The sequence below is a fragment of the Paenibacillus sp. 7523-1 genome (assembly GCF_002276415.1).
GTDB classification, from domain to species: domain Bacteria; phylum Bacillota; class Bacilli; order Paenibacillales; family Paenibacillaceae; genus Paenibacillus; species Paenibacillus illinoisensis_A.
The window spans coordinates 70,153-81,940 of sequence record NZ_NPBR01000020.1 but is presented as its reverse complement, the minus strand read 5'-3'; the positions used below and the strand labels follow the sequence as shown (position 1 = coordinate 81,940).

Below are 11,788 nucleotides of genomic sequence, written 5' to 3'. Positions count from 1 at the left end.
TTTTTTCAATCTACGAAGGGATTAATAGGAATTCCAGCCTGAATCCGCTTCAATCACAGTTCCGTTCACGAAGCTGGACTCATCCGAGCCGAGGAACAGGGCTACCTTGGCAATCTCTTCACTTGTTCCTATGCGCGGGTTAATCGCCATGCCCAGTTGTTGTCTCGATGCGCCGAATTGGCTGATTCCTGCCATGGAGGAACCAATATTGGTTGCTACCCCTCCCGGAGCGATGGCGTTGCAGCGAATACCTTGCTCTGCATACATGAACCCTGTATTTTTGGTAAGGCCGACTACAGCATGCTTCGATGCCGTATAAGCCGCTCCCGCACGTCCACCGTGCAATCCGCCTGCCGAAGCAACGTTAACGATGACGCCGTTTTGCTTCTCCTGGAAGATCGGCAGCACTTTGCGCGTTGTACGCATTACACTCGTGGTATTCACCGCAAAGAGTCGTTCCCACTTCTCATCCGTTACTTCTGCAGCCGGCTCCATGCCATCCATAATTCCTGCATTGTTCACCAGAATATCTACTGTACCGTACGTGCTAACTGTCGTATCGATCAGGTTTTGCACATCCTCTTCATTGGCCACATTGGCTAGCACAACGATGGCTTCCCCGCCTTGGGCTTTGATCTCATTGACAACCGTCTGTGCGGACTCCTCGTTGATATCGGACACAACCACTTTGGCCCCCTCTTGTGCATAGAGCGTTGCGATCGCTTTCCCCATACCTGAACCTGCGCCTGTAACTACTGCTACTTTATCTTGAAGTTTCATCTGATGTATCCTCCTTTGTGTATTCGTTTACAATAAGTTAACAAACAAATGTTCATTAACTCTTATCCTTAGTATAATAAGTCATAGCATTCTGGTTCAATCAGTAAAAGCTTGCCCAATTGTACGTTAATGAACACTATAGAGCCTAAATGTACTTTTACTTTAAATAGGCCTTTCTCAGGAGGATTCCACATGTCTGATATTTCCAATTCAATGGATAGAAGAATCAAGAAATCAAAAGCTGCACTGAAGGATGCACTCATCCATTTGATGCAGAAATATCCCTTTAAAGAAATATCTATTACGGATATTGTGCAGCGCGCTGATCTGAATCGGGGTACTTTCTACAGACATTATCAATACAAGGAAGATCTGTTTGATGAAATTATTGATGATGTGATACAGGATCTGGTGACTTCTTTTCGCAAACCCTATCAAGGTATGAAAAAATTCGAGGTTGGTCTGATGCCCTCTTCGGCAATCACCATATTTGAGCATGTGCACCAGCACGCACAATTCTACACGCTGGTTGTGAAATCCGAGGCTTCTTCCAACTTTCAGCGCATGATCTGTGATGTTCTTCGGGATCTCTCCTTAAAGGATCTGAATCAGATCTTCCCGCAGCACATCAACCCTGAACTGCTGGCAAGCTATCAGTCTCATGCGATTTTCGGCATGATCTTGGAGTGGATCAGACAGGATTTCAAGCACACCCCCGCCTACATGGCTGAGGAGTTGTTCAAGATCATTCATTACCGGCCTGACAATGTCGTGTTGAAAGACTAAAAATTTATATTGCTATACTTCCCTATAGTATGGGGATCGAGAAGAATTTCGAGGAAACTTCACAACCAAAATGATGTAAATACATTCCTGTAATTTCTGGTATTTATATGTTAGGTTATCCAATGGAATACAAACAAAAGGAGGATGACATTACATTTGAAGAAGTCATGGATTATATCATTGATTACCAGTTTGGTTTTGCTTGGCGAAGCGCTTCTCTCTCCAGCCACTTCTGCGAATGCAGCCAAAGAAGCAACATCTACATATTCAAATCAGAGTTATGAAGAATTTAAAGAGTACACTACTCAGTTATTTGCTCTTGAAACTTATGAGTCCAAAGCCTTTACCGCTTTGGAAAGCATCGACACCCAGGTAACTTCAACGAATCGCAAGTCCATGTATCTTAAACTTACAAATACGGTAATCCCCAATTATACGAAATTGGTATCCAAGGCAAAGCAAATCAAGCCTACCAACCCACAACTCAAGAAAATCCACGCCACATTTATCAAGGCAAGCTACACTCAGCTTGAAGGGTACTTATTGTACCAAAAGGCAGTATCCAAGAAAAAAGTAAATTACACGTTACTAAAACAGGGTAATGCCAAAGTAAACACCGCTGATGTTCTTATGAGCCAATGCGAAGAGCAGTTATACGCTTATGCAAGAAGTTTGGGCTATGGCAGCTAGTACCAATCTTCATAGAAACCCAGAAAAGCGACCATTCCCCATGCATAATGGAGAATGGCCGCTTTTTTAAATTTAATATAAAGATAAAATCTAATACGTATTTATTCTCATTACAGCCCCAGCTTCTGCCCTTTCTCCAAGCGCTGAATCTGCTGCTCACCGGTATCCGCGAGTTCACGGAACTGGTTGATCGTCTCCCGCATTCGCGGTAGTGCCTCCTGCTTATATACACTGATGGAATCCAGTGCGGACAGCACATCCGTGAAGGCCTGCTTCATCGTATCGACTGATATGCTGGCATCATATGCCTGCTTCTGAATGGCGATACCCTGGTCCTTCAGCATCTTGGACGTGCCTGCGATCAGGTCATTGGTCGTCTGATTCAGCAGCTCGATTTTCTGCAAAACAATCTTCTGATTGTACAGCGCACTGGCAACGGTAACGGCAATTTTCAATGCCGAGATCGTCACATTCTTGGCCCGGTCGACTCCGCGGATCAATTCCTTGTTGTTGCGGATCACCACCTCAATCGCCATGATGCCCTGCTGGTTCACGACCAGCATCTGCTGCAGATCCATGACCCGTTGACGCAGCGGGAACAATACTTCTTCGGTGATAAACCGGACTTTCTCCGGGTCTTCATTCCGAACCTTTGCTGCTTCAATCTGTCCGTCAATCGACTCATCCATGAGCACGCCGAGCTGGATCTCCTTTTGCAATCGTTTGGTCAGTTCCCTAAGCGTATGCTGCTCGATCTCCAGTGTTGTATTATCATTGCGCAATGTTGCCCTGCCTTTGTCCAGCGAGGTCACAATATCGGCGATGACTGCATCGGCCTTCTGGTATTTGAGAAAATAGGCCCGCAGCGGGTTGAACAATTTGCCGAGGAATCCGGTTTTGGCGAAATCGACCACGCTGGGGTCGAGATCCTTGAGCTGCATGTGCAGCTCGGTCAAGCCTTTGGCGACCTGACCGCCCTCGTCTCCCGTCTTGGACAGATGTCCAACAGAGACTTGAAGCAGCGCGTTTTTCTCCGATGAGGATCTCATCGTGTTCATGCCAAAGCCTTCAATGGACTGCAAAATCTCCTTGCGCTTATCCAGTGATTCCAGATCCAGCGACATGATCATCTCCACGTTGGCGTTCGCCACCTGCTGCAGCTCTGCCACCTCGGCTGGAACAGGCTTCACCTCTTCCTCGATAACCTTCTGAATCTCCTTCTGGCTGGGTATTTCCATCGAAAACGACATCCGAACTCCCCCTTAAATTACAAGCTATATAAATGAACTAATGATGATTACACTCGCCCACTACGAATGCAGTACCATCTTCCGATCGCTGTTATCCCCAGATTTCTTGATCTCCCTTTTTCAGGGTAGATTACTTATTTACATCTGGACGTTAAACAGGTTTCCGATCTTGTATACGACATCATCGGTATCGGCATTGATACTCGCCGCTTCGTTAATGCTGGAGATGCTCTCCAGTGCTTTGATGTCAGCGTTGTATCCGATCGTATAGATCGGCACTTGATATGTCTCGACCAGTTCACGTATATCTTTCAGTGTATGTCCCTCATTGGTCTCTCCATCACTCAGGACAAAAATCAGCGGTTTCACGTTCGGATCAGCCGCCATATAGTCCTCCAGCATCTTCATGGCTACCACGATACCGTCAAAGGTCGCTGTACCGCCCCCTGCTTGCAAGCTATCCACAGACCCGACGAACATGGACTGCTGGTTGGTATCATACTTGGCAATCGGCAGGTTAACGGTTACGCCACTGGAATAAGAAACAAGGCCAATACTATTATCGGTACCGAGATATTTCTGACCTTTGCGAAGAGATTCCTTCAACCGGTTCAGTGGTTCTCCATCCATGCTTCCGGATACGTCCGTTACGAATACGGCAGCGATCGGTTTACTTCCGTTCTTTTTCTCTTTCCATACTTTCTGTGCGGATAATAGAGTCCCCCCATCGACGGTTGCCAGCTCGGACTTGTAATCCTGCAAACCGTTAAATCCGAACTCTTCTGCCGACTTCTGGTACTTATCCTGAGTGACGAATTCAGCGAATTTCTGAATGATTTCCTGTTTGTTCTGCGGCAGCTGCCCCAGTGCATACAGCGGACTGTCATGTCTTACACCAAACGGGGTAAAAACATATCCGCTCTTCAGGTCTGCGGTATTGACGTATGTCTGGTATTCAAGCACAAAAGCATCCAATCGGCCCGACTTCGCGGCTTCACGCATCTGAATGGTTGTGGAAGCCGTAAATGGCACATTAGCCTGGAACTTCTCGAAACCTTCAATCGCTTTCTCCCCCAGCGGATTGGAGCTATCGTACGTATTCAGTGCCGTCACAAGAAAGTTAAGTCCTGTGGAGCTGGCAAACGGGTCGGTATACCCCATTGCGAGTTCATTGTTGGCAATCGCTTCGGTGACCGTTTTGACATTGACGGAGCCGTACGTGTCAACGAGCGAATCATATTTGGCTTTGGAGATTACGATTCCGGGAACGTTGCCCACGAGTCTATCGGACACCTTCTCGGTCTTCACACCACTTGCGGCAACCATCTCGCCCCACAGTTCGTTGGAAGGTGTGTATGCATCAGGCACGTATTTGCCAGACTTGATGTAATCGGCTGCCGTACCGGAAGCAATATTCCGGATTTTTACCGATACCGGCTGACCTCCCACTGTAATGTTAGCCTTGTTGAATTCTTCACTGACCTCGGTCAACCAGCCGTCTGCTCCGGTGCCTGATTTCTCAATGGAAGAGAAAATCTCGACATACTCGTTCGTGGTATTCTCAACGGTAATCGGGAACTTCGAGATATCCGGCAGGGACTCTGCCACATCAACCGGATCGAGATCAATCTGTCCCTTCACGGGTTCAGCTGTCGATGGCGCAATGTCCGCATACAACTTGCCTAATTCTTTGCCTGCATTCTCTGTTGTCACCTGTGTACTGGATTTGCCGAAATTCGATGTTAATGTAATTCCTGCATAGACCAATCCGAACACGAGCACCAACATCACAATCGATATGAGAAAAAACTTCCCCTTCTTGGCCATAAATGCAACCCCTCACTGTCTGTATAATTTGGTGTGCTTGATTAACTGATCAATGTCCTGCATACAGGGCATCTGTTCAATATCCCCGGCTTCAAAGCTGTCCAGGCGTGATATTTCCAGCAGCAGCTGGTCAAGTTTGAGCAGTATTTCTTCATTCGTATGGAGCGAGTCTTTTACATAGGATAGATAGTCGTTATACACTTTGGTCTTTTCCTGAACTAATTTGGGTGGAATCTTAGAGGATTTGGATTTCATTAAGGCGGCGTATTCGGCTTCATCGAACACATGGAGTCTGTTCAGCACGCTTCGAATGTTGAGATACAGCAGCTTCTCCACTTCAAGCGTGACGGAGGCAAATTTCTTATAACTCAGCTCCCCCGGATCGAACCGCTGGTTCAGCACGTTCAGGAGCGTCTCTTTCTTTTTCTTCATCCGGCTCAATTGGGACAATCCCAGCGTAATATCTTCCTCCAGCACTTTAATTCGTCTGTAAAAGGATAAAGCTTCTACATAATCTTCATGTGTCTCGATCTGCTTAACCGGCAAGACTACAGGCTGTTTGAACAGCAGGGTATAACTTCCGTAACACAGGGCCATCACACTTCCGAACAGCATGGTGACGGACAGTGCAGTGGAGAAGGCTCCACCACCGAAGCCAAGCCCGATGAAGCCTGGTGAAAATAACAAAATATTGAGGACAACAACGCCGAAGATCAGGCCTAGCCATTTTATGTATTTGGTCATCGTAATCCACTGACCTCCTTTCTCGCTATATGACGGATCAATTGTCGATATTTCCCACTAGCGTATATCACTCATTGTACATGATGCAGCCCTGATTCGGTCGAAGAATATGGATATTCCTAATATACGTGACGCCAGCTTATCCCATTTCATCGATACAGGGACATGTGGACGGATTTTTGACGGCTCACTATTGAACCGATTTACGACGGAGGAGACAAACGAAAATATCCGTTAAAGGAAAAAGAAAGATTTACAGGTAATACGTGGAATCCAGAGGTTACGTGTCATTTTTTATATAGGACGAGCCGAAAAAGCAACCAAAAATACTCCGGGCACAGGGCACCGGAGTAACTTAAATTTTATTCTTCTATTCCAGCCTGAACAGCTGATGAAAGGGTACGACTTTGTCCTCATTATACCATTGTGTTAGCTGATTTCCATGCTCTGCCCGTTTATGAGATCACAAAGTTTGGCTTGCTTCGGGTTGTCCGCACCTCTACGACTTTCCCTGCGCACCCATGATCACCAATGGCCTGGAACGTAACTGTCACACTCTCCTTACCAGAGGTAACAGCCTGAGGAATATCATAGGTCGCATAGAACACTTCACCAATCTTGTTCAGATGAATTCGCTGTTCGCCAACTACGGTTCCATCCACCAGTAGGTTGAATGTTCTGTCATACCTCGTCCCTTCCCGTTCAAATGGTGAATGATCCCCGCCCCAGTAGCCGACGCACAAGACATTGGTACCAGAACCATCCACGGCCAGCCGGTAACTGAAATAGGCTTCGCTGACACCAAAAGCTTCGCGCCACATATGCAGCCTATTACGGCTATCCGTGTATGAACCATTGTGATGTTCTGCTCGGCAGTTGCTATCCAGCTGATGCCCGATCTCGTCCTGCTGACCGTCTGGCTGCACCCTGTCGATCGTAATCGCATTCAGTTCCTTCTCCAGTGCATCGCCTTCATCGTTGAACGGCCAATAGACCGTATAAAACTCATGATGCACATCGTAGAACGGAACCAGCTTCACGGCTTCACCCGTAGACGTCACATCCTTGCTAAGCTCAAAGGTTAACGCCCCCTTATCCACCACCTTGATCCATTCCCGGACATCTTCCTGCTCCGTCCAAATCACAGGCACGGTTGCTGTCTTCGGATTCAGAGCCGTCTCATCCACGATGGTATCTTCCGGCAGCCCTTCGCTTCCCAGTGCGCCCGCGAGCACAATGGGTCCATACAGGAAGGCGACTTTGTGGGTATCATCCCTGGACGTGTATCGGCTCAGCGACATTGGCAGGGTGATGGTCACGACATCCCCGGCAGACCAAGTGCGCTGGATGGAGAGATAGCCGGCTTCCATCCGTGTATACGGATGAGCCGTATCCCCATTGACGGTTGCCGTCATTGGCTCCTCCAGCCAAGAGGGCACGCGTAGTCTTAGATTGGCCGGGGCACGTCCTCCGGTAATCGTCAGGGTTACCTTTTCCGAATAAGGAAAGTCGGTTTCAAGCTTCAGGGATAGCCCTTGTGACGTCCAGTCCAGCCCGGATGCGATATAGAGGTTCACATACAGGTCCTGTTCATCTTCGAAATAGATGGCCTCGGCATATTTGCCCGGGTTCTCCAAGCCTGAGCCTGTGCAGCACCACCATGCGGTATCGTGTGTACCATAGATTTTGTAATGGCCCTGAAGGGTTGAGGCAAAATACGTTTTATTCCCTGTGTCAGGGTCCTGTGTGCCCAGAATGTGATTGTAGATAGCGTTCTCATAATAGTCCATGTAGGCACTGTCCGGGTTCCAGGCAAACAGCTGCTTCGTCAGATGCATCATGTTGTGGGTACAGCAGCTCTCCCCGGTTTTGATGCCAAGACTCTCCATACCCTTTGCTTCATAATGTTCCGATATGCTCGTGGCACCAAACACATAGGAACGGTGATGAATCGTTGTGTCCCAGAAGAACTCCGCCGCCGTCCGATAACTTTCTCGAGATTGATCCTGGTTGTAGATTTCGGCAGCACCAATCACTTTGGGAATCTGAGTATTGGCGTGTTTGCCTTGAAGGTCGTCCTGCTTGTGTTCCAAGGGTCCAAGGATCAACTGATGGGTAAACTTGTTAGCAATCTCAAGGTATACGGCTTTGCCAGTGATCCCATATAATTGTGCAAATACCTCATTCATGCCTCCGTGCTCACTTTGAAGCATCGTCTGCATCTGTTCTTCTGTCATCGGGAGCAATCCTTCTACCGCCCAGTCTGCAAATCGAGTAACAACTTCAAGTGCCAGTCCGTTGCCTGTCCGTGTATAGGCGTCAATCAGACCACGATAGATCTTGTGCACACTGTACCAAGGAACCCAGTATTCACCGATATTGAATCCACCGATATGTTCGGCCCGGAATGCGATATGGAATGCTTCTTCCGTCAAACCGCCAATATAGCCGCTTCCCGTAGTCTTCTGAATTCCCGCGAGTTCGTTCACGGCATAATCCAATGTTTGTTTGAGCGTCTCATTACCTGTGGCTTGATAAGTCACTGCCAGAGCAGACATATAGTGCCCCAGGGAATGTCCACTGATCGTCCGTGCTTCCCAGCCGGCATACCGCTCCTTCTTCGCCGTTAACCCGTGTGCTTCATAACACGGAGCCAGAAACCGATCAATATCCAGCGATAACAGGTAACGTTCCCCGACCTCCTGAGACGTTTGGAAAACCCCGTTTAATAGCTGCACGTGCTCCGGACCCAAAAATCCCCGTTTCGTTTCGATCATGACCTATGCTCCTCCTCATTATGTACAGAATGTTATAGTTCCTGATATCTTTCCGGCATCATACGAGAGGGTAAAATCCGTTCTACCCACCAGCTGCTTCATAACCCCAAATTCATACAAACCCTTGAATATCCACATATTATCAAATAAAATACAACTACATCAGACTCATAATCCAAGAAAAGGTGGATAAATCCGTCTTATGCAGAAGCCACTCGAATTTTATCTGTGCGGTAAGTTCATCACGGAAGGCAATTGGACACACATGAAACGGATCATGCCTGTGCATGAGATCATTTTGATGCTGGAGGGAGAAATGTACATTGCGGAGGAGGAGCGACATTACGTGGTTCGCGCCAATGATCTGCTGTTTCTGAGAGCCGGCCATACCCATTACGGATATCAAGTCAGCGATGCTCCTGTCAGCTTTTACTGGGTTCACTATGACACGATGGCTGAAGAGTTCGATCGTTATCCTACACATGCGACTATCCCGGTACCCTCTACGGCCAATCAGCTGTTCAAGCAGCTGCTGCATGTCTCCTCCTTCTCCACTGAAGAGGCAAATGCTGCACTTTTCCTGCTGTTAAAAGAATTGGAACGCAATACGGAGGCTGGTTATCGCCCTCATAATGCGGTTGTTGACCATATTTGCAAGTGGGTTGGTATTCATCTCCATACCGATATAACAGTAGGCAAGATTGCGGAGCACTTTAATTTTAACAAGGATTATATCTCCAAAATGGTAAAACGCGAGAAGGGCATTGGGCTGAAAACCTACATCCTTACCGAGCGAATTAACCGGGCCAAACAGCTGCTGCTCAATACCAATGCCAGTGTTAAGGAAATAGCCGGGCAATGCGGATTCTCGGATTACAAACTGTTCCTGCGCATGTTCAAGCAGTACGAAGGCAGTACGCCAACAGAATATCGCAATAACCTGTATTCCACTCAGCTCAATCGTTTATAATCAATGGATTAGTACGAAATCATAAGATTGTCGCATAGACTGACTCATAGAAATTCATGCGTATTCTATAGAATATTTTGATTATTCCGATAAATTTAGTTGTGTTAAGATGTGGAATAACTGTATTTCATCCACCCCATTTAAGAAGGAGAAATTGCAATGACGACAACGGCAGTCACGATTCAACCCGCTTCAGAAGCTGATCATAAAGGGATTGTAGATATCCTCATTGCAAGTTATGCAGAGTACAAGGATACCTTTCAGGATCAACAACGTTGGGAAGCCTATGTGAAAGACATCGAGGAGTCACTGGACAATCCCTACCTCACACAATTGTGGGTCGCCAAAGTGGACGACCAGATTGTAGGAACCGTGCAATTGTTCGAAACTGCACATAATGCCTATCCCAATTTCGAGCTCCCGATTGATTATCCGTTCATTCGCCTGCTTGGCGTGGATCCTGCGTGGCGGGGTCACGGTATTGCCCAGGAGCTCCTTCGTCAGTGTGTTGCATCCGCCAAGGACATGGGCAAAAATACGGTGTATCTGTTCACGGGCGGGCAGATGACGAATGCCATCCGTTTATATGAACGTTTTGGCTTTGTGGAGGATGAAGAATTCAGTACACGCAGCAGTGGGGGAAACGCCATCTGTTATCGTTACGATTCATGATTCATATGAGAACACATGCTATTAAGCGCAAGCTATAAACTTCAGTTCAATTGAAGTGATAAAGATGAAAAAAAGGCCACTCATCCGAGTGGCCTTTACTATTGGAAGATGCAGCAATGTAATACTGCTTATTAACCGCCGATCTCCACCAAAATTTTCGCATGGCTCTTGTCGCTCATCAGCAGCTCCAGTCCTTCTTCCACGATGTTATCCAGTTTGATTTTCTTCGTAATAACCTGTTTCACATCGAGAGCTCCTTCAGCTATGAGGGAGATGACTTCAGGGAAAATGTGGCGATACGCCAGTGTGGCCGTCAGATTCGCTTCCTTCACCAGAAGATCGAAGAAGTTCACCTGCAGTGGGTTGGGGATGGCTGCAATGACAACCACTTCTCCGCCTTTTTTGACAACCGCTACAGCGCTATCCATCGTAGGTTGCACACCTGCTGCTTCATAGGCGACATCAATTCCACCAGATTGCTCCAGGATGACTTCCGTTGCATTCACTTTGGCACTGTTCACCGGAATGGCTCCCAGTTTAGCCGCCAGATTCAGGCGTTCCTCGAACACGTCAACCGCATAGATCGTGGAAGCTCCTGCCGCTTTTGCAGATAGAATGGTCAGCAGTCCAATTGGGCCTGCACCATACACGGCTACCTTCTGTCCCACTTTCAGCTTGCTGTGGCGAACGGCATGGAAGGCTACCGCTGTAGGCTCAACAAGTGCACCTTCTTCAAAAGAAACCTTGTCTGGCAATGGGTGCACCATATATGCTTCAACAACAACATACTCGGCAAAACCACCATCCCCATTCAAACCTACGAAACCGAATTCGGTACATTGGTTATAGCGGCCCTGGATACAATATTCGCATTTACCGCAATGATACAACGGTTCTACCACAACACGGTCTCCTATACTGATACCGCTTACATCACTTCCCAATTCACTGACCGTTCCGGCGAACTCATGGCCCAATGTCAATGGTGCCTTCTGACCGGAGAGCGGATGATTCTCACCTTCCTGAATCCCTACACCATGGTGATAAGCATGCAAGTCACTGCCGCAGATCCCCGCATATTCCACTTTAATTTTGACTTGTCCGGATCCAGCAACCGGAACTTCACGTTCTTCCACTCGAACATCTTTATGGCCGTACCATACTGCTGCTTTCATGAAAATCCATCCCCTTTTATTGAGCTTATAAATAGCTTGTCTATGTATTATATCGCCGTTCACTTATTATTCATATTTATAGATACTAATGTTAATATTAGTAGAAGTAATGTTAAA

Annotated in this window: 10 protein-coding genes; 4 read left to right on the top strand and 6 right to left on the bottom strand. The window is 47.3% G+C overall.

The genetic code is table 11. From position 1 onward, the window contains the following. Positions 1-21: 21 nt before the first annotated feature. A complete protein-coding gene (locus CHH60_RS21515; RefSeq protein ID WP_095361073.1) occupies positions 22-780 on the bottom strand; it encodes an SDR family oxidoreductase in 759 nt (252 codons plus the stop codon). A gap of 192 nt (positions 781-972) precedes the next feature. On the opposite strand from CHH60_RS21515, the gene CHH60_RS21510 reads away from it, so the two are divergent. Both CHH60_RS21510 and CHH60_RS21505 read left to right on the top strand, forming a co-directional pair. Beyond that, positions 973-1,566 carry a TetR/AcrR family transcriptional regulator gene (locus CHH60_RS21510; RefSeq protein WP_095361072.1) on the top strand — a complete coding sequence of 198 codons (594 nt, stop codon included), beginning with the start codon at positions 973-975 and terminating at the stop codon, positions 1,564-1,566. A gap of 156 nt (positions 1,567-1,722) precedes the next feature. After that, positions 1,723-2,256, top strand: a complete 534-nt coding sequence (locus CHH60_RS21505) for a hypothetical protein (RefSeq protein WP_095361071.1) — start codon at positions 1,723-1,725, stop codon at positions 2,254-2,256. 110 nt (positions 2,257-2,366) lie between these two features. On the opposite strand, the gene CHH60_RS21500 is transcribed toward CHH60_RS21505, so the two are convergent. From CHH60_RS21500 to CHH60_RS21485, 4 genes are all read right to left on the bottom strand, one after another. Next, complete coding sequence (locus CHH60_RS21500; RefSeq protein WP_095288665.1) at positions 2,367-3,506, bottom strand: toxic anion resistance protein; 1,140 nt, start codon at positions 3,504-3,506, stop codon at positions 2,367-2,369. A gap of 138 nt (positions 3,507-3,644) precedes the next feature. Then, positions 3,645-5,333, bottom strand: coding sequence for a vWA domain-containing protein (locus CHH60_RS21495; RefSeq protein WP_095361070.1), 1,689 nt, complete (start codon positions 5,331-5,333; stop codon positions 3,645-3,647). A 12-nt stretch (positions 5,334-5,345) separates the two neighbouring features. Further along, a complete protein-coding gene (locus CHH60_RS21490) occupies positions 5,346-6,083 on the bottom strand; it encodes a hypothetical protein (RefSeq protein ID WP_095361069.1) in 738 nt (245 codons plus the stop codon). Between the two features lie 449 nt (positions 6,084-6,532). Then, a complete protein-coding gene (locus CHH60_RS21485; RefSeq protein ID WP_095361068.1) occupies positions 6,533-8,854 on the bottom strand; it encodes a beta-L-arabinofuranosidase domain-containing protein in 2,322 nt (773 codons plus the stop codon). Positions 8,855-9,056: 202 nt separating this feature from the next. On the opposite strand from CHH60_RS21485, the gene CHH60_RS21480 reads away from it, so the two are divergent. Together CHH60_RS21480 and CHH60_RS21475 are read left to right on the top strand one after the other, a co-directional pair. Next, positions 9,057-9,824, top strand: a complete 768-nt coding sequence (locus CHH60_RS21480; protein WP_095361067.1) for a helix-turn-helix transcriptional regulator — start codon at positions 9,057-9,059, stop codon at positions 9,822-9,824. 159 nt (positions 9,825-9,983) lie between these two features. Then, entirely contained in the window at positions 9,984-10,496 is a 513-nt protein-coding gene (locus CHH60_RS21475; protein ID WP_095361066.1) for a GNAT family N-acetyltransferase, read from the top strand. 131 nt (positions 10,497-10,627) lie between these two features. Here the strand turns inward: CHH60_RS21475 and CHH60_RS21470 are convergent, their stop codons facing one another. Continuing rightward, on the bottom strand, positions 10,628-11,671 hold the full coding sequence (locus tag CHH60_RS21470; RefSeq protein WP_095361065.1) for a 2,3-butanediol dehydrogenase: 1,044 nt from the start codon (positions 11,669-11,671) through the stop codon (positions 10,628-10,630). Positions 11,672-11,788 lie beyond the last annotated feature (117 nt).